At 38.4% G+C, this 20,903-nt stretch carries 13 protein-coding genes; 10 read left to right on the forward strand and 3 right to left on the reverse strand.

Annotation, left to right across the window (positions count from 1 at the left end; translation table 11 throughout):
* Nucleotides 1–60: 60 nt before the first annotated feature.
* Nucleotides 61–1,404 (reverse strand): sigma-54-dependent transcriptional regulator, encoded by a 1,344-nt coding sequence (locus ACTJJF_RS17320; RefSeq protein ID WP_440700441.1) that lies wholly within the window; start codon nt 1,402–1,404, stop codon nt 61–63.
* Between the two features lie 184 nt (nt 1,405–1,588).
* Between ACTJJF_RS17320 and ACTJJF_RS17325 the strand changes: the two genes are divergently transcribed.
* The 10 genes from ACTJJF_RS17325 (at nt 1,589) to ACTJJF_RS17370 (ending at nt 17,687) form a co-directional block, all read left to right on the forward strand.
* On the forward strand, nt 1,589–2,830 hold the full coding sequence (locus tag ACTJJF_RS17325; RefSeq protein ID WP_440700442.1) for an efflux RND transporter periplasmic adaptor subunit: 1,242 nt from the start codon (nt 1,589–1,591) through the stop codon (nt 2,828–2,830).
* A 79-nt stretch (nt 2,831–2,909) separates the two neighbouring features.
* Nucleotides 2,910–3,632 (forward strand): ABC transporter ATP-binding protein, encoded by a 723-nt coding sequence (locus tag ACTJJF_RS17330; RefSeq protein ID WP_440700443.1) that lies wholly within the window; start codon nt 2,910–2,912, stop codon nt 3,630–3,632.
* 48 nt (nt 3,633–3,680) lie between these two features.
* Nucleotides 3,681–6,095 (forward strand): ABC transporter permease, encoded by a 2,415-nt coding sequence (locus ACTJJF_RS17335; RefSeq protein ID WP_440700444.1) that lies wholly within the window; start codon nt 3,681–3,683, stop codon nt 6,093–6,095.
* A gap of 43 nt (nt 6,096–6,138) precedes the next feature.
* The gene (locus tag ACTJJF_RS17340) at nt 6,139–7,437 is read left to right on the forward strand and encodes a TolC family protein (RefSeq protein ID WP_440700445.1); all 1,299 of its coding nucleotides are present in this window, start codon (nt 6,139–6,141) and stop codon (nt 7,435–7,437) included.
* A gap of 295 nt (nt 7,438–7,732) precedes the next feature.
* A complete protein-coding gene (locus ACTJJF_RS17345; protein ID WP_440700446.1) occupies nt 7,733–9,346 on the forward strand; it encodes a T9SS type A sorting domain-containing protein in 1,614 nt (537 codons plus the stop codon).
* An 11-nt stretch (nt 9,347–9,357) separates the two neighbouring features.
* Entirely contained in the window at nt 9,358–12,123 is a 2,766-nt protein-coding gene (locus tag ACTJJF_RS17350) for a hypothetical protein (protein ID WP_440700447.1), read from the forward strand.
* Nucleotides 12,124–12,129: 6 nt separating this feature from the next.
* A complete protein-coding gene (locus ACTJJF_RS17355) occupies nt 12,130–15,807 on the forward strand; it encodes a DUF6443 domain-containing protein (protein ID WP_440700448.1) in 3,678 nt (1,225 codons plus the stop codon).
* Nucleotides 15,808–15,811: 4 nt separating this feature from the next.
* Nucleotides 15,812–16,279 (forward strand): hypothetical protein, encoded by a 468-nt coding sequence (locus ACTJJF_RS17360; RefSeq protein WP_440700449.1) that lies wholly within the window; start codon nt 15,812–15,814, stop codon nt 16,277–16,279.
* Nucleotides 16,280–16,610: 331 nt separating this feature from the next.
* Nucleotides 16,611–17,270, forward strand: coding sequence for a hypothetical protein (locus ACTJJF_RS17365; protein WP_440700450.1), 660 nt, complete (start codon nt 16,611–16,613; stop codon nt 17,268–17,270).
* Nucleotides 17,271–17,474: 204 nt separating this feature from the next.
* Nucleotides 17,475–17,687 (forward strand): hypothetical protein, encoded by a 213-nt coding sequence (locus ACTJJF_RS17370; protein ID WP_440700451.1) that lies wholly within the window; start codon nt 17,475–17,477, stop codon nt 17,685–17,687.
* 61 nt (nt 17,688–17,748) lie between these two features.
* Here the strand turns inward: ACTJJF_RS17370 and ACTJJF_RS17375 are convergent, their stop codons facing one another.
* Nucleotides 17,749–18,567 (reverse strand): DUF4249 domain-containing protein, encoded by an 819-nt coding sequence (locus ACTJJF_RS17375; RefSeq protein WP_440700452.1) that lies wholly within the window; start codon nt 18,565–18,567, stop codon nt 17,749–17,751.
* Between the two features lie 3 nt (nt 18,568–18,570).
* Nucleotides 18,571–20,901, reverse strand: a complete 2,331-nt coding sequence (locus ACTJJF_RS17380; protein ID WP_440700453.1) for a TonB-dependent receptor — start codon at nt 20,899–20,901, stop codon at nt 18,571–18,573.
* Nucleotides 20,902–20,903 lie beyond the last annotated feature (2 nt).

Genomic DNA, 20,903 nt, shown 5'->3' on the forward strand with positions numbered 1-20,903 from the left:
AATTACAGCTTCCTCCAATCCTTCCAGATTCCTTCTTCCAGCTTCCGGTATATTCTCCACTTACAGCCCAAATTTCTCCATTCTTCTGTACAAAGCAGCCCGGGAAAGTCCGAGATCTTCCGCTGCCAGGGAAATATTTCCTTTGTGTTTTCTTAACGCTTTTCTGATAAGAACCTCTTCCATCTTTTCGATATTGAGGTTGACAATAGTATTCTCCTGCTCCTCCAGCTGAGGGACCAATAATTGCAGCTTATTCTCGTTGGATAAAATTACGCTTCTTTCAAGGCAGTGATCAAGTTCCCGGATATTTCCCGGCCACGGAAATTGGGTAAGTCCGGTAATAAGTTCAGAGGTAAGTTCAAGACCCGGTTTATGGTACTTTTGCTTGTAACGGTCCAGGAAGTATTGAGCCAGCAGCCCGATATCTTCCTGTCTTTCCCGTAAAGCGGGGATTTTTACTTCAACGGTATTGATCCTGTAATAAAGATCCTGACGGAAACGGTTTTCTGCAACGGCTTTTTTCAGGTTTTCATTGGTAGCAAAAATAAAGCGTACATCCAGTATCCTCTCCTTAGTTTCTCCCAGGCGGGATAATTTCCTGTTCTGGATCAGGCTGAGTAATTTCGTCTGAAGCTGAAGAGGAAGGTTGCCGATCTCGTCAAGAAAGACGGTTCCGTTCTGGGCATTCTCAATTTTTCCCGTATAATCCTGATGGGCGTCTGTAAAAGCTCCTTTTTTATATCCAAACAATTCAGATTCAAAAAGATTTTCCGAAATACTTCCCAGGTCAATATGTACAAAAGGTTGGTTTTTTCTTTCAGATTGCTCATGAATAGATTCCGCAAGAACATATTTTCCTGTTCCGTTTTCTCCTAATAACAATACATTGGCATCAGTAGGAGCAACTCTTTTGATCTGTTCAAGAACTTCCTGCATTCCTGCAGAACGGCTTTCCAATTGATATTGACTGTTTTTATGATGTACGTTTTCCCATTGGCTGAGCTTTCTGTTTTTTCTTGAAATATCTATAGCAAGATTGACGGAGGCATACAGTTTCTCATTGTTCCACGGTTTCAGGATAAAATCTGAGGCTCCGTTTTTCAGTGCTTCTACAGCCAATTCCACTTCACCGTAAGCCGTCATGAGGATAATGGGCAGCTGAGGTTCCAGCGTTTTTATCTCATTCATCCAGTAGAGACCGTCCTGTCCGCTTTCAAAACCTTTTCTGAAATTCATATCCAGTACTACAGCATCTATCTGATTTTCCGTCATGAATTTTAAAATTTCTGAAGGCTTACTCAGGCAGCTTATCTGTGAAAAAAATTTTTTCAGCCAGACTTTTGCTGAAAACAGGATATCTTCGTCATCATCTACGATCAGGATATGAGCTTCTTTTTTACGCATATTTTGGTATCGACTCTTTTAAAAAGGTTAAAACTGTTCATTTCCGTACAAAAAGTGTCCGATAATGAACAGTTTCCGGAATGCTATTAAAAACATTATTGCAGATTTTCAAGGACTTACATACGTATATTTTTCTGGCACCTGCCTTGTGTAATCTGTTGTAACAAAATGAGTTATCTTTAATATGGATACGAAAATAGTAAAAAAGAAATCGAAATTAAAATTTGTTTTAGGCGGATTGGTTCTTTTAGGAGCTATGATACTTTCCGGGTGGTATTTTCTGCTGCAGAAAAAAACATACAATGTTTCTGTTGAAAGTATTCAGACTGATGAGGTTACCCGGGGGAAATTTGAAGATATGCTGATGATAACGGCGCAGACCCAGTCGCTTAATTCTTCACTTGTTAATGTTATGGAGGGAGGCGTTGTAAAAGAGATTTTTGCAGAAGACGGACAGATGCTCACCAAAGACCAGCCGATTGCAAGGGTATACAATCCTAATACGGAATTTACCTATATGAGCCAGGAAACAGGGATTATGCAGCAGATCAGCCAGATGAGAAATACGCTTCTTGAACTTAAAAATCAGGAACTGGCCCAGGATAAAGAACTGCTGCTGGCTCAGAATGACTACAATACGGCACTTCAGAACTTTAATCTGCAAAAGAGACTGTATGATGCAGAGATCGGGAAAAAAACAGATTACGACGTCAGTGTACAGAATCTTACCTATCAGAAACAAAGAAAATCAATTGTTGAAAAAGGTTTTTTTGCTGAAAAGAATTCGAGAAATACCCAGATGTCTGCCATCAATACTTCAATGGGACAGATGGATAAAAGCCTTCAGATTTTACGTTCCAATAAAAATAATTTTCTGATTATGGCTCCTGTTTCCGGAAGGCTTTCATCATTTTCCATTTCATTGGGTGAAAATCTGACAACAGGGCAGAGCATCGGAAAGATCGATCTGATGGACGGCTATAAACTGGTGGCTAAAGTAGATGAATACTATATCAGTAAACTTCATAACGGCATCAAAGGAGTGCTCGATAATAATAATCAGCCTTATCAGGTTATCCTTACCAAAATTCTGCCGGAAGTAAAAGACGGTCAGTTTCTCGCAGAGCTTAATTTTATAGACAAAAAACCGGAGAATCTGAAAATAGGGATGACCTTTGGCCTGAAGCTGAAACTTTCAGCAGATACCCAGAGTATTATGGTTCCTAAAGGCAGTTTTTCAAAAGACACGAATGGAAAATGGATCTTTGTAGTGAAGGGGAATAAAGCAGAAAAGAGAGCCATAAGCCTTGGAAGAGAGAATCCGCTTTACTATGAGGTGGTATCAGGATTGAAGGCAGGTGAGACCGTTATTACATCAGATTATTCAGATTTGAAAAAATATGAAATCCTTGATATTAAAAAGTAAAAAGATGAATATTTTTAACCTTTTATTTTCATCATTTATCAACGAACGTAATCAATTAAACCCATAAAAAAACTTTATCATGATCAATATACATAACCTTTCAAAAATTTACAGAGCAGAAGACGTACAGACCAATGCTTTAAATGAAGTGAGCCTGAGCATTAAAGAAGGCGAATTTCTAGCTATCATGGGGCCTTCAGGGTGTGGGAAATCAACTTTTCTGAACATCATCGGGCTTTTGGATACTGCTTCATCAGGCTCTTATCAATTTGAAACAGCAGAAATGATGGGGCTGAGCGAAAGAAAGAAATCCGATGTCCGCAAGAAAAATATAGGCTTTATTTTCCAGAATTTTAACCTGATCGATGAACTGACAGTCTATGAAAACATTGAACTTCCCTTGATCTACAACGGAGTTTCTTCTTCCGAAAGAAAAAGAAAAGTAGAAGAGATCATGGATAAGATCAATATTTCCCACCGGGCCAAACATTATCCGCAACAGCTTTCCGGGGGACAGCAGCAAAGAGCAGCAGTCGCAAGAGCTTTGGTAACCAAACCCAAACTTATTCTGGCAGATGAACCCACAGGAAACCTGGACAGCTCCAATGGTAATGAGGTTATGAATCTACTGGCAGAACTTCACAGGGAAGGATCTACCATTGTAATGGTGACCCACTCTTCCTATGATGCAGGTTTTGCCTCCCGTATCATCAATATGAAAGATGGGGAAATTTTTAATGAAGAACACGCTTCCCAAAGAAAAGATGTCTTTGCAAAAGCAGATGCCGGAGCATTTGAATAAATCAGAAGCGTCTCGTTTCATATCATTAATCATTATAATACTACTATTATGCTTACCAACTGGCTTAAAATTGCCTTGATCAATTATAAAAAAAACTGGCTGTCCACCTGTATCAATTTATTTGGACTCACAGTAGGGTTAACCGGGTTTATGCTCATCCTGATGCATTGGAATGATGAAGAATCCTATGAAAGATGGAACCCTAAGAAAGATGATATCTATTTCTTTCAGACCTATTCAGGGAAAGATAACTCTTATGGAAATAATATCTCTATTCCCATGACCAAACGTGCCAAGGAAGTAATTCCGGGAATTCAGGACTATGTTTTGTTTAGCGGCTCGGAAATAGGGGTGAAAATGACTACAAAAAATAAAACGGCTTATCAGCAGGATGGGATGGCTGTTTCTGAAAATTTTTTCAATTTCTTCCCCTTTAAACTGGTAGCCGGAAGTTATAAAGATGCCCTAAAAGCGGAGAGTTCCGTAGCCCTTTCCACAACTGCTGCCAAAAACCTTTTTGGTAAAACGAATGTGGTGGGCGAAAGCATCAAATTTGATAACAAGAATTACAGCGTTACAGCAGTATATGAGCTTCCCAAAGAAAATTCTCAGATCAAACCGGAATTCATTTTTAACCCTGTTCAACAGATGAAGGAAAATGAAAACAGCTGGGGAAACTTCAGCTATGGAGGTTTTTTTATGCTGAAAAAAGGGACCGATCTTAAGGTTGTCCGACAAAAATTTATCAAAGATATTTTTGAATACCGTGCAGCACTGGATGGTAAATCCTCAGGATTGTCAGTAAAGCAATATATGGACTTGTATGGACCTACAGACAGTCTGTTGACTCCTCTGGATAAAATAAAGCTCCATGCAGAAGCTTCCTGGTTTGGGAATCCGGATTTCAAAACACTGATGATTCTATTCACCCTTTCTGTTCTGATCGTTATTTTATCAGCCATCAATTTCATTAATCTGAAAACAGCACAGGCTTCTCAACGTGCGAAAGAAATCGGGGTGCGAAAAGCAATTGGCAGTACCAAAAGCAGCCTTGTTCTGCAGTTTTTGCTGGAAACATTTATGGTTTGTATGGCCTCTTACTTCCTTTCATTGGCATTAACGGAGCTTCTTTTACCTAGCTTCAATAAGTTTTATGAAAAAGAAATAAAGATGGATGACTGGCCTATTTATTTTTATTCTTTTGGAATGGTAATGATAGTGACCGTGATTTCCGGGCTGGTTCCTGCAATTTATCTTTCCAATTTCAAGGCCATAGAAACACTGAAGGGGAATTTCGCAAGAAGCAAGCACGGAGCCTGGATGCGAAACGGAATTCTGACCTTGCAGTTGATCATTTCTTCATTCTTTATCATTGGCGGATTGATCGTTAATCAGCAGGTAAAATATATGATGAATAAAGACCTTGGTTTTAATGGTAAACAAGTGCTGATGATCAATTTCAGTGAAGGGAATGCAAAGCCATGGCTGAAATATGAACGTCTTAAAACTGAAATGAAAAAAATTCAGGGGGTGGGTGAAGTTTCTTATGGAGAAGCTGTACCCGGAGGCGAAAGATATGGCAGTTCCAATATGGATTTTATGGGTAAAAGTATTCAGGCTCAGCATGGTTCCATGGATTATGATTATCTTAAATTCATTGATGTAAAGCTTAAAAAAGGCCGTTGGCTGGATCCGAATCTTGCCTCAGATACCGTTAGTAATGTTTTGGTTAATGAAGCCTTTGTAAGAAAATTCGGATGGAAGGATGATGAAGCTTTGAAGAATGAAGTTGATCCCGGGTTTGATGACAAAAAATATAAAATTGTGGGTATTGTAAAAGATTTTAATATCAGAGGGTTAAAAACGGAAATAGAGCCGGTGGTATTTTTTCATTACAAGACAACAGGGTGGAAGAGGTTCAATCTCTATAATATTCAGCTGAAACTGGATCCCCATGATATCGATGGAACGGTTAAAAGACTGAAAACGTATTGGCAGACTCAGGTAGAACCCGGATATCCATTTGAATATTATTTCCTTGATCAAAGGTTTGCCAAGACATTTGAAAAGTATCAGAAGCAGCAGACATTATTCACCATTCTGAATGCGATGGTACTCATGGTAGCTTTATTGGGACTTTTTGCCTTGTCTTCATTAATGATTGAGCAGAAGCTGAAAGATGTAGCCATCAGAAAAACGTTGGGAGCTTCAGATCATGCGTTGGTTTTCGGATTGACACGCCAGTTTCTTTGGATTACAGTGATTGCTGTTTTGATCAGCATTCCGATCTGTTATTTTCTGATGAATGAATGGCTGAAAGATTTTGCCTACAGAATTGATATGCCCGTTTGGCCGTTTGTAGTCAGTTTTCTTACCCTGTTGATATTGACATTTGCTGTCGTAAGTATCAAAGCGTATAAAGCAACTAAGGTAAACCTTATAAAATATCTGAAGTATGAATAATTGAGCACATTGCTCATTAATGATTTAAAACCGCAACGTACTCATGAAAAATTTCATTTTCCTATTTTTTGTTGGCCTTTATCCGGCACAGCAGGCATGGAACCTGCAACAGTGTCTGGATTATGCTTCTGCCCATCATCCTTTGATAAAGCAGGCTACAGTAAACGTCAGCAGGAATGAAAAGCTTATTACAGGATCAAAAGGAATGCTTTTACCTTCAGTAGAAGCGGGAGCAAGGCACACTTATAGTTTTGGATCTTCTATCAACCAGTCCAGCAACCAGAGAGAAGCTCTCAATACCCAATATGATCAGTTTTATGCGCAGGCAGACTGGAACCTTTTCAACTGGAAAAATATTCTGGATATTTCTTTGTCTAAACTGAATAAAGAAACCAGCATCTATAAACTTAAACAGGCTCAGAATAAGGTAAAGCTGAATGTGATCCAGATGTTTTTTGCCTATCAGAACGGCAGAAGCTGGCTTGAAGTTCTGGAAACCCAGATATCTGGAATGCAGGAGCAGATTAAACGCACCGAAAAAGAAGTGGAGATAGGGAACAGGCCTAAAAGTGATATTTACGATATCAAAGCGAACCTGGGAACTTTACAGGAGCAGTGGGTCTCTGCTAAAAATCAGCGGGATCAGTCAAAAATTAACCTGTTGAATGCATTGTCCATGACCGAAGATTCCCTGGATTTTGTGATGGCTGATGAAAATCTTTCTTCAGAGGCTGGGTTTTATGATCCGGACTTTACCCGGAAACTCCTGGAAGTAAATCCGGCTTACCAATCAGCAATGGCAGAAATAAAAGCGCAGGAAAAAAAAGAAGCTATTGCAAGGGCAGGCTATTTGCCGACTTTAAACGGCAGCTACAGCTGGTCTACCTTTTATAATAAAGTGTTGGGGAAAGATAATGGTTCTACCGTCAGTTTCTCTGATCAGTTTTCACAGAATAAAAATCAGTCTCTGAATTTTGGTCTCAGCATTCCCATTTTTAATAAACTTCAGGTAAAAACCAATGTGGAAACAGCAAAACTGAATAAAATAAGTGCCCAATACGACAAAGAACTTGTGATTAATGATCTTACCCAGAATATTAATTCCATCAAAGCACAGTTTTTAAACGCCCGGGAGAAATACAGCCTGCTGGATGCTAATTTTGAAAATCAAAAACTATCTTTCCAGAAATCTGAGGAAAAATATAAAGAAGGATTAATAGATGCCTATACTTTTTTCGTAGTCAGAAACGGATGGCTTCAGGCTAATTTTAACCTGATCACCAGCAGAAATGATGTGATTCAGCAGACAGAATTACTCAAAGTATTACAAACAGAATTTTAAATTTCAGATCAGTCATATTTTTAGGAAAGCGGTCTTCATTATTTTGAAGGCTGCTTTTATTTTTTTGGATTGATAAAGTCAGGTAAACCTATTCATAATTTATTACGACAAGTTCTGTCGCAGTGCTGATATAGCTTTGTAAAAGGGAATTTAAAATAGATATATGATAATAAATATTTGATTGTTTTAATGATTTTTTAATATTAAATCCTTGGATATTGTTTTTAATGTATTAAAAAAAGTTAAATTTACACGATATGAAAAAAAGCTAATTATTAACTCAAAAAACACGAGAATGAAAAAAAACGCTCTCTGTGCACTTACTTTGTGTACAATGCTTGGTGTGTATGCTCAGGAAGTAGTCTGGCAGAAAGACATCAAATCTTCTACTCAGGATTTTCTAAGTCAGGTCACCACAACTATCGATCAGCAATACCTTATCACGGGAAGTTCTATTCAAAGCGATAAGCAGCAGGCTTCAGGCAGTAAGCAAAACAACGGTTATGATTTCCATTTGGTAAAACTGAACCAGCAAGGAGAAGAAATCTGGGAGAAGTATTTATCAGGACAGAATCATGATTATTTATCAGCTACTGTGACCACTCAGGATGGTGGTTTTCTCTTAGCCGGAACTTCTTATTCAGGCAAAGGACTGGATAAAAAGGACGATTCCAAAGGGGGATCAGATATCTGGTTGGTAAGAATCAATGAATTCGGGGATGAATTATGGCAAAAGACTTTGGGAACTTCCTCTGATGAAGAAGCCAGAGCAGTGATTCAATCCACAGATTTAGGATTCTTTGTTGCCGGCAATGTACAGAACTCATCCAAAGGCTATGGTTCCAAAGACGTCTGGATCACAAGATTGGATAAAGATGGAAAAGAACTCACACAGCTTATTTTAGGTGGAAAAGGTCTGGATGAGGTCGAAAAAATGATCCCCACAAAAGATGGCGGAGCCTTACTGGGAATCTATTCCAGAAGCGCTGAAGTTCGTAATCCTGGTGTAAGAAATCCTGAAAGTAAATCCCTGACTGAAATTCCTGTAACTCGCCACCTAACCTCTGCAACCTCCAAACAAAGTGAAAACTTCGGTGAAGGCGACTACTGGATTGTAAAGCTTGACAAAAACGGCAAAGTAGAATGGGAAAAGAACTATGGTGGAAAAGGTGATGATCACATCAGAACCTTAGCCTTGACTTCAAGTGGCTATATCATCGGTGGTGAATCCAGATCAGAAAGATCCGGAAATAAAACCGTAGGCATTGAAGAAGGAACAGATCTTTGGCTGCTTTCATTGAATGAAAGAGGAGATGAGCAGTGGCAAAAATCCTACAATTTTAAGAATCGTGATATTCTGATGAGCATGAATGCCATTCAGGGACAAGATCAAACCAAAGGAATTTTATTAGGAGGTTATACCCAAGCCGAAGGAAGAATCGAAAAGGATGATGAAACCTTCTGGATGCTGTATCTGGATGGAAATGGCAATGAACAGTGGAGAAAGCATGTAAGTGGAGAATCAAGACAAAGAGAAGAGCGGCTTTCAGATTTAAAACTAAACAGAGATGGATCTATAGTTTTAGCAGGAACCAGTGCCAAAGAACTGGGAAAAGAGAACTGGAAGATTGTGAAGCTGGGAGACAAACAAGTGAACCAACTGATCGAGAAACAGGACATCAAGATTTATCCGAACCCGGTATCCGATTATGCTTATGTAGAAATCGGCTTTGATTTCAAAGAAGCTGAAATACTGCTGTATGACATGAGTGGAAGACAGCTTCAGAGTCTGAAGACAAAGAATAATGTGACCAAGATTAATACGCAGAATCTTGTACAGGGAGCTTATCTGGTGACAATCAAAACGGATAATAATAAAACAGCGAATGCAAAGCTGATAAAAAAATAAAACTGAGAATCATGAAGAAAATACTATTAACAGCCTTTTTACTGGTTGCCTTTTTAGGAAACATTAATGTTTCAGGGCAGGAGAAAATAGGCCTCCAAAAATATGATTATGTAACCAACGGAGATGCTAATATATATCAGGGAATACCTAATATTTCTCTTCCATTATTTGGTTTGGATATCCCGACTGCAGGAGTAGGAATTAATCTGTCGGTAAATTACACTACAGAAAGTTTAGCTGCCTACAGTCTTATCAGTGATGTTGGCCAGGGTTGGAACCTTTCTGATGTGGGAAGTATTGTAAGAAATAAAACCCGCATGGCAGAAGATTATAAGAAAAACACAAACAATAATGAAATAACTTCTGATGTTTTTAACTATAATTATCCGGGGGGCAGTGGAAAGTTTTTTATAACGAATCACACTATTTCAAATGAACCTATAGCCGTACACCTTTCTCCATCTAATGATAAAATATCCTTTATCAAAGACACAAAAGTAGGAATAATAAAATCTTTTACCATTACGGATACAAAAGGAAATACCTATCTTTTTGACAAGACTAATATCAATACAATGGTGATAAGTGACATCAATACAGTCACCAAGACGGTTAATAGTGCTTTTTTTCTCTCAAGGATTTTCAATGTTAAGAATGAAGAAGTAGCTGTTATTGAGTATGAAACAACAACCCAGACGTTTAATACAAATTCAGAAGCTTTACAACGACAGAAGATTAAAAAGATTACCGCTCATGGAACGGGAAGTATAGAATACTTATACAATAATGTGGGGACCCCACCACCATTAAATGAGGATCGATATGAAGATTGGTATAAATTAAATAAACTTGTTCTTAAAGACGCAAGGAATGGCATTGTTAATCAATATTCATTTATACAAAATAATAATTTGACAGGGCTGGTTAATCTGGATAAAAATAACAGTCAAATCCAAAAATTCTCCTTTGAATATAATCTAACTGGAACAGGAGGTGGTGAAGATGCTTATGGTTATCCTACAGCATTCCAATATTGTGATTTTGATAGTGGTTTTTATCGTTCTGTAAAGACACGAAATCCTGGCGCATGTACTTACGGGGCCTTGAAGAGTATTATCCTTCCCACGGGTGGAAGGACTGAATATGAATTTGAGTCCCATACAACATCATCACCTTTCAATACAACGGGCTCTTATAATTTTTATCCCTATTCACCCTTAGAAAAGATACATACCATCACTTATAAAACAGAACCAGGGCAAGAGGCAGCTCCCTATACTGTACCAGCTGACTATAGGGTTGCTTTCGTAAGATTTGTGTATGATCCATATGGTCCGATTAAGCCAGGAATACCAAGGGAATCTTTTCTGGATATAAATGGTGTTGAGGTTAGCCCTGTCACTTATATCCCGTATGACAATATGACTTTTACGTGTCCGGGAATGTTTGTTTTCAGCGGGCAGGGGTTACTTAATTTCGGAGTTTCAGGCAAAAGTACAGGAACAATAGAATTATATGCCTATAAAAAAACTGCGTTTGATCCCAATGAGTATGGTAACGGCCTTCGGATCAAAAGTATTAAAAACTTTAATCCCGGTTCTTCCACACCGCTTACCTATACAAAATACGAATATGGATTGTTTGATGAATCAATACGTTCAAGCGGAAAGGAGCTTGGTTCTGGTCCGGATATCAATTATATAGACGGAGGTAGAAAGCAAACAATTCCTGTAGGATATACAAATATCAAAGTTACGGATATGATTACCGGGAGTTATTCTAAATATTATTACAGGGACCCTTATTATATCGCCCCGGGAATAACATCTTCTTATACAGGACAAGACGAGGACATGAAGACCTATCTCCGTACAGGAGGATTAATCGAAACGAAGGAAACATATAGTGAGGGACAATTACTTCAGAAAGTAGAAATGAATTATCAGTTTAAGGAAGTTGCTTTACCCAATATTATGGATAATACAAACCCTGTTAAAAAAATTGTCATTTCAAAACAGGGGTCTACTACGGAGAATTATATTTCTGGCACTGCTAGAAAACTGGTTTCAAGCTCAGAAAATACTTTTGATGATACCTACAGCAATATGATTGCTTCCAAAGAAACTCTTCAGGATGGTACAGTGGTAGAAAAGACCCTTCTTTATCCTGCTGATAAGGGCGTACAAAAACTGGTGAATGCCAATATGATCAATATTCCTCTGGAGACCACTACCAAAAAGAACGGGAAGCTGGTAGGAAAAGCAGAAACTAAGTTTGACGACTCATCCCATTTGTACCCAACTTCTGTTATAGGCTATAATATGCAGACCCAAGCCCCTTTTACGGCTTCCACACTCGATGTATATGATGCTAAAGGAAACCTTGTGCAGGTTACAGGTAAAGACGGTATACCGGTCACTACGATCTGGGGATATTATCAGACGCAGCCTATTGCCGTGATCACGGGAGCCTCCTATTCCCAGGTAGCAGCACTTCCAGTTGTTACAGCTGCCATTTCAGCGTCTGATGCAGATCATGACAATCCAGCTAATGAGCCGGCTTTGCTGCAGGCATTGGAAAACCTAAGGAAAGATCCTGCCCTCAAAAACTTCAGCATCAGCGCATCCACTTATGACCTGATGATAGGGGTTACCAATTCTATATCAGCCAATGGGATCAGGACTGCGAATATCTATGACAGTGCCAACCGGTTAATTAAGGTGACCGATGCACAGGGAAAAGTATTGAAGGAGAACCAGTACAACTATAAACACTAATACACCATGAAAAAAAATATAATAATATTCTTTGGGTCTTCAGCCTTGAAAAGGAAGCAAAGCCGGAAATATTTTTCACTTTTCATTCTTCTTTTTTCATTCAACATTGCTGCTCAAACCAATTTCAGTACATCAGAAAATTACATCTATACAAAATCATGTCTGGATGCTGATTGCACAAAGAAATCCGAAGCTGTACAATATTTTGACGGCTTGGGAAGACCTGTTCAGTCCATTGCTTTAAAAGCCACTCCTTTAGGGAGGGATGTGGTAACCCCTATAGAATATGACTCCAAAGGCCGTGAAGCTAAAAGTTATCTTCCTGTTCCCCAGAGTGGAACACAGAACGGAGCTATATATGCCAATCCGTTGGGAAATGCATCTTCCGCCGGATATGGAAATGAAAGAATCTATTCTGAAAAGATCTATGATCATATTTATACAGGAAGAGTGAACCAGTTGGTGCCACCAGGGAATTCCTGGTCCCAGAAACCTGCGAATATGTCCTATGGAACCAATACTGACGGAGAAGTCCGAAAGTTTATCATCACGACCGGATGGCTGGACGGAAGAACCAATTCCGGGATTTCCCTATCCGGAAGCTATACCGCCAACCAGTTGATGAAAACTTCCGCCACAGATCCTGATGGCAACGTCACTACTGAATTTCAGAATGGAGAAGGGCAGACAGTTCTGGTAAGAAAGAATGACGGAACCAAAGAAGTGGATACCTATTACCTGTACAATGACTATGGTCAATTGGTGTATGTACTTCCTCCTTTAGCCGTTGGCGATGCTGTTCCTGATGAGACTGCATTGAATAACCTTTGTTACCAATACCGTTACGACGGGCTGGGAAGGCTTGTAGAGAAAAAACTTCCCGGAAAAGGCTGGGAATATATGGTCTATGATAAAGTAGACCGACTGATTGCTACCCAGGATGCCGAATTAAAGAAAAAAGGACAATGGCTCTATACCAAATATGACGGATGGGGGAGAGTCGCTATTACCGGAATATGTACAGGAAGCGAGAGATCTCAGGAGCAGGATATTGCCAATGGATACAGTGCAAACAGAGTCAATAGAATCAATACGGCTTTTTTTGAGAGGCAGGGGATGGATGTTTATTATGATAATCCGGATGCCACATATCCCAATTCATCAAAGTGGGTGACACTATTATCCTTAAACTATTATGATACCTATCCACAATATAGTTTTAGTCCTGCCTTTCCGACGTCAATACTTGGACAGCCTGTGATCACCGATATCCAGAATGCTCCTGTGAATACCCAAGCTATGCCAACCTTGAGCCTTGTGAAAAATATAGAGGATGATAACTGGACTAAAAGTTATGTTTATTATGATGCCAAAGGAAGATCGGTGGGATCCCATAGCATCAATCACCTTGGAGGCTATACCAGAACAGAATCGGAACTTGATTTTGCCGGAGTGGTGAAGCAGACCAAAGTGTATCATAAAAGACTCAGTACCGATACTGAAAAAGTTCTTACACAGAATTTTGAGTATGACAGTCAGAACCGTTTAAAGAAACAAACCCATCAGGTAGATAGTGGTGCCACAGAAATACTGGCGGAAAATACCTATAACGAACTTTCACAGCTTTCACAGAAGAAAGTGGGAAATGGTCTTCAGACAATAGATTATGGCTATGATATCCGTGGCGTGATTACCAAAATTAATGATCCTGCCAACCTGGGAAATAAGCTTTTCGGATATGAAGTGAAATACCAGAATCCCGAATATGCCAATATAGCTCCGGGAAAAAGCAATGGGAATATCTCTGAGGTAGACTGGAAAGTATCTTCAGACGGTATCCTTAAAAGGTATTCTTATGTATACGATCCGCTGAACCGCCTTAAAGATGCCATTTACTCCGAACCCGGAACAACGGTTCCTTATAACAATAAATATAATGAGCATGTCACTTATGACCTTAATGGAAATATCAAAACCCTGAAAAGAAATGGTTTTGCCATTTTTGGAAATACAGCGACCATGGTAGATGATCTGGTGTATCAGTATACAGGAAACCGCCTGGATAAGGTAATTGAAAATGCATTGAATGACACCGGATATGAAGGGGGAAACAATACCATGAGCTATGATGCCAATGGAAATATGACGACCATGCCGGATAAAGGCATACAATCCATCGCTTATAATTTTCTGAACCTCCCCGATACGTTTAATATTATACAGACCTTTCTGGGAGAGACAAGCTACGTGAATCTGAATTATTTATACCGTGCTGACGGAACGAAACTGAGAAAAATCCATACCAGCCAGAGAAGCGGAAGAGGAAGTACCATGAGCACTGTTATGACGGATTATCTGGATGGCTTTCAGTATGATTTTAGGGATTTGGGGGGAATTCAGCCCTGTCTGACCTGTAAGACAGAGTCAGCTTATGAGGAACAGGCCTACACCAAAGCAGGAGTTTTACAACCGGTGAACTCTGACTGGACCCTCGATTTTGTAGCCACTTCAGAAGGTTTTTACAGTTTCACGGAAAACCGTTATATTTACCAATACCGTGACCATTTAGGAAATGTAAGGGTAAGTTTTACAAGAAACAGCGAAGGCGCTCCTCAGATTACAGATACCAACAATTACTATCCTTTTGGATTGAGCCATATAGGACAGGATAAAGGCCTTTTAGGCGGTTATCTGAATTATAAGTTCAGCGGTAAAGAGCTTCAGGAAACCGGTATGTTTGATTTTGGAGCCAGATTCTATATGCCGGATCTGGGAAGATGGGGCGTGATAGATCCATTGGCAGAGCAGATGAGGAGATACTCACCGTATAACTATGCTTACAATAATCCTGTGACGTTTACAGATCCTGATGGAAGGAAGCCTATGGCTCCGGACCAGGAACAGGCTCAATGGATGTTTCCAATGTCTCTTTGGTCTTTTTATGCCAACGGCGGGGGCAATGGTGCGGAACTCAATGAATTTATAGCCCAGAATAATGGAATGGGAGCGTTTCAGGATCTGCTGACGGGAACTATGGGAAAAAAAGGAGGCGGAGGAATGAATGCTAAAAATGTTGAGTCTTTTGTGAAAAATGGGGTCCCTTATGAACGAGCAGTTGTATTAAGCAATGGAGGACAGGTGTCTTTTGATGATTGGGTGAATGGAACTAGTTCTGAATTAGATGAAGATAATGATGAAGAACCAGTGAATTTTTTTGGAAAGGATGATGAGGCAGTTTTCCATAATAGATTTAAAGAACAATATAATAGGTATAAAAATACTAAAGGAGACGGAATATTCCGAGTATATGGGCATGGAAATAAAAGAATGATTTGGAATGAGGATGAAATGATTTATGGTGCTGACTCTTTTGATAAAGCTATGATAAAAAAAAATAAAAGATGGAAAGATGTTGACAAAATTAAAAATGCCATGCTTTTCCTGTATTCCTGTGAGTCAGCAAGAGAAAATGATGAAGGAGCTTCAATAGGGAGGAAAATTTCTGTAAAACATCCAAATCTTACAGTAATAAGTTTTGACGGATATGTAGATTATCACGGAGGTCTTCCAGGTATGAGTCGCGTTAATCAAGAACGTAGTACTCCTGATGCTAAAGGACAAGTGATAATATATAAAAATGGCATTGTTATTTACAAAGATTTGTATAAAAACTATATAAAATAAATTTATGAAAAAGAATTTAAAGTCAAGTTTATTTTTTCTTTTAGTATTATTTTTTTCATGTAATAATAAAAAGGAAAATAGACTAAATAATACAGAAGTCATAGCTACAACAATTGCTTCAAATGATTCTATATATAAAACTGCTGATATTGCAATAAAAAATGGTGATACCTTAATTTATAAAAAAGCTTATCGATATTTCTCAGTCAATCATTATGAAAGGGAATTTTTATATTATTCAATAACAATGGCTCATAAGTATAATTGGGGACAGGCTTATTTTGACACCTATACAATTTTGACAAATGTTAATGATGAAAGTAAAATAAGCAATGAAAGCCTAGCTACGTATTATTTACTAAAATCGTATGAAAAAAATAATTCTTATGCTAAAGAAATTGTTAAAGAGCAGTTTCTAGATAAAGGATTAAAAGTTCCGAATTCTATTTCAATTTTAGAAAGTAAAAACTAATCCCTTTACTGGTGTGTGCGCCTCGCTAGTATCTGTATGAAATAATAACACTTTACTATTTTGTAAAGTGTTTTTTACTGTAAGAGCTGCTAGTATGATTTTTTGAAATATAGAAGATAGGTGTAATTTTAAAATTATTATTGTTTAGTACGAGCAAGATGTTCGCACCAGCTTTGGAATTACTCAAGTTCATGGCCCATTGGAGGGAAAATAAGATTTCAAGATTTTACGGGTTATAATCAAACTTCCCAGAGCAACTATATAGATGGATGGATTAGATATAGGGATGGATCAGCTGTTCAACAAAATTTTAATATAATAATGACAAAATATGGAGTTAAAACAATTAAATAAAATACTAATATTATTAGGTTTAGTTTTTAACATAAATGGCTTTTCTCAACTGAAAATGGCTGACATAGAGAATAAAAAAGTCTCGGTTAATTTAACAACAGAAAAGAAAAATATCATAAAGATATTTGAGGATAGGGATTATAAAATATTTTATATTTTAGATAAGAAACGATTTGACTTTGATAAAAAATTAACAAATGTTGATTTAGTAAATCTTGTATTTTTTTCTAAAAAATATAACAAAGGAATACTTACTCTTTTTAAACAAAGTATTCAACATAAAAAAAAGTCTGTTTATAATATTGATTTGCATACAGGTTCAGCTGATAATTATATGTTTATTCCTTCAATGATTATTGTAGATAAAGACTTTAATTATGAGTATTTAATGAAATATAGTTATATACATTTACCAAATGATATAAATGTATATACATCAAGTATTTCAATACAGGATAATGAAAATCGTTGTAATAAGGTGCGTATTGTTCTAAAAGGTAATGCTATTCATGAAAACATAGATGATCTTTTGAGTAATATTTCTAAAGTACCCAAAAATGTTTCTACAGGAAAATGTGATCCAATAGTTTATGAAATGGATTTAAAAGACTTTTTTCCTGAAAAGATAGTTCAGTAAACCCCCCGCTGGTGCGAGCGTCTCGCTCGTACCTGATAAAATAACACTAACCCTTTACAAATAGTAAGGGGTTGTTTACTTTTATTTAAAGTTGTAAGTATGGATCAATGTTTTTTGAAATATCGAAAATAGGTGTAATTTTAAGATTGTTACTGTTTGGTACGAGCAAGATGCTCGCACCAGCTTAGGGTTATTTATTTGGTCATGGGAAGTTGCTTGTATATAAAAGGAAATTTTTCATGGAAAAATCCTGACCTGTTGATGAGTATGGCTTTTAATATTGAACATTCGGAAAATGAATATAAGATACGTGATCATAAAGCCGGTTTTGAATTAACCGGAAACAGCGGAATAGTATTAGCCAAAGGACTGGAAACTGAATTTGGAGATTCCTTTGAAGACTTTTTGAAGGCGTAGATCCAAATCAACACATTATTAAAAAAGGATATTCCAAACACTGGAATATCCTTTTAAAATTTTATGGAGTGGTCACTTGCTGAATGACATAGCTTTGCCGGTCCACCGTATGGGCAGAAAAATAACCCAGGGCACCATTGCTGATATTGCTTGGCGGATTGGCAGGAGTAGTTCCTCCGCCGTTACCTCCGGTGATCTGAAGCAGCGCATTATAGTAGGTAAATATATTGGGGCTGATGCACTGCATTTCTACATGAATGGTATCTCCTGGTACCACCTCGTGATCTCTGCCTTTATTGTCATCATTAGGCAGAATCAAAGGTTGTTGGTTGGGTAGTCCGTTGTTGACGTTGTCTGAAGTGACATTCATATATTTTTTAGTCAGATTATTGATCGTAAAACTGAATAAATAGCGGTTTCCCAATGGTGCCGGGTCTGTGAAGACCGGTAGAAGCGTATATGTGGTCTTATCTCCAAATTTAAAAGAACTCTGTTCCAGATTCATTAAAGGTACCGGTTCAGGCATTGTACTCTGAGCAGTATATTCCTTTCCTTCGGCCTGTACTTTCAGGGTATAGGTTCTGCCCGGATCACCATAAAAGGCAGTCGTCTGGTACATCCCGTTTCCTACATAATGAAGGGTTTCAGTCTGGCCGTTATCATCACTTAAAACGACTGTAGCTCCGGTAACGGCAGGATATTGGTTGGGATCTGAGACATTTACAGATTTTGTGATCTTCACTGTGTAAGGGCCCACTTTATCCGTTACATTTCCTTCGATAACAATATTTCCGCTCTGATTGTTAAGATCCAGGTCGATCTCTTTTTCACAGGAAGTCAAAGCAAACAGGGATAATATGATAAAATATGTATTTTTCATGATTTAGAATTTGAAGTTATAAGTGATATTAGGTACCCAACGGAATAAAGAGGTCTGCATGGCACGGGTTGTTCCGGGACGGTCAGGATTATCTTCGAAATTAATAATGTAGGCATTCTCACGGCCATACAGGTTATAAATTCCGAAAGTCCAGGAACCACGGAAACGTTTGTTGGATTGCGGTTCATAGGTGGCACTGAGATCCATTCTGTGATACGCCGGCATTCTGTCTGCATTTCTGTTGCTGTATTGGAATACTGTTTGCCCGTTCAGCTCATATTTTCCGGTAGGGAAGGTCACTGCATTTCCTGTACTGTAAACAAATAATCCGGAGAAGGTCCATTTGGGATTCAGCTGGTATGTTGCTACAATGGAAAGATCGTGGGTTTTGTCCATTCTGGCATTATACCATTCGTTATTATTGATTCCGTTGATTTTTCTTTCTGTTTTAGACAAGGTATAGGAAATCCATCCTGTAAGCTTTCCGCTTTTCTTTTTGGCAATAAGTTCCAGACCGTATGCCCTGCCTTTTCCAAACAGCAGTTCACTTTCTACATCTGCTCCTGTATCAAAGGCGATCTCGGCTCCGTTTTTGAAGTCGATCTGATTTTGCATAGACTTGTAATAAATTTCAGCATTCAGCTCATAATTATTGTTGTTGAAATTCCTGCTGTATCCTACGCTGATCTGATCTGCAATTTCAGGTTTTACAGTATAGCTGCTTCCTATCCATTGGTCTGTAGGATTTCCGCTGTTGCTGTTGCTTAGAAGATGGAGGTTTTGAGTGTTCCGGGCATAAGCTCCCTTCACACTGCTTACTTCGTTGATACGGTAATTGGCTGAAACCCTCGGTTCAAGATTCACATACGTTTTTCCAAATTTCCCTTTTTCCAGAAACCTGCTGTCTGTAAGCACCCCGTTTTCATAGGTATTGAAAGTATCACCTCCCAGAACACTGAAAATAGAAAGCCTTGCTCCATAATTGATGGTCAGCTTTTCCGTAGCTTTGAAATCATCATTGATATAAAGTGCATTCTCCCACGATTTTCTCGGATTCCTCGGGTAGCTGCTTACACTTGTTCCGCCGGCACTGCTTGGAGTGATCGTATGATAAATAGACTGAAGACCGAAACGTACAGAATGCTTGTTTCCGGCAAACCAGGTAAAATCCTGTTTCAGGTTCCAGTCCTGTATCTTAGAGTTCAGGTCAAAAACGGTGTCATCATTTTTCAGACTGATCTTATAGTCATAATTGCTGTAAATAAAAGAGGTGTTGGAGAATAGCTTGCTGTTGATAATACTGTTCCAGCGTAATGTTGCTGTAGTATTTCCCCAATCTGTTGAGAAAGTATCTCCCAGTCCCAGCACATCCCTTCCGAAATATCCCGAAAGATAAAGACGGTTGTTTTCATTGAGCTGGTAATTGGCTTTTAAATTGAGATCATAAAAATAAAGTTTGTTGTCTTTATAATCCTTAGATGTTTTCAGGAACAGGTCAGCATACGTTCTTCTTCCGGAAACAATGAAAGAAGATTTTTCCTTTTGAATAGGGCCTTCCACACTTAGTCTGCTGCTGATCAATCCGATCCCTCCGTTGACGTTGTAATCTTTATTATTTCCGTCCTTCATTTTCACGTCCAGTACGGAAGCGAGACGTCCTCCATATTGTGCAGGGCTGTTTCCTTTAATAATGCTGGCATCCTTTAAAGCGTCACTGTTAAACGTACTGAAAAATCCAAGTAAGTGGGAAGCATTGTATACAGGAGCTTCATCCAGCAAAATCAGATTCTGATCGGTGGCACCTCCCCTTACACTGAACCCGCTGCTTCCCTCACCATTGCTTTTAATACCTGGAAGAAGCTGTATGGTTTTCATTACGTCTTTTTCACCGAAAAGAACCGGAAGTTTTTCTATATTTTTAATGCTTAACGTTTCTGCACCCATTTGGGCAGACGTTAAGTTTTTATCTTTTTTAATTCCTGTTATTACCACTTCATCAATTGCTTTAGCAATCTGTTCCTGAGGGCTGAGCGGAAGATCCAGCTTCATATTCTGGTTAACGGTGATGTCCTGCTCAAAATCTCTATATCCCGGATAAGAAATAATAACCTTGTAATTCCCTTCCGGTAACGATAATGAATAGAAACCATACTCATTGGCAATCACATTGATGGAAGGGTCTTCCGCTACTTTTACACTCACTCCGATCAGGAGTTCACCGTTTTTTTGATCCTTAACGGTTCCGCTTACCTGATATTTTTGTTGTGCCATAGCCCAACTGCTGAAACAGAGTGCAGCTGAAGCAGCAGCAATTTTAAAAAAAGATGTTTGCATTA

The sequence above is a fragment of the Chryseobacterium sp. 22458 genome (assembly GCF_052044975.1).
Lineage (GTDB): Bacteria > Bacteroidota > Bacteroidia > Flavobacteriales > Weeksellaceae > Chryseobacterium.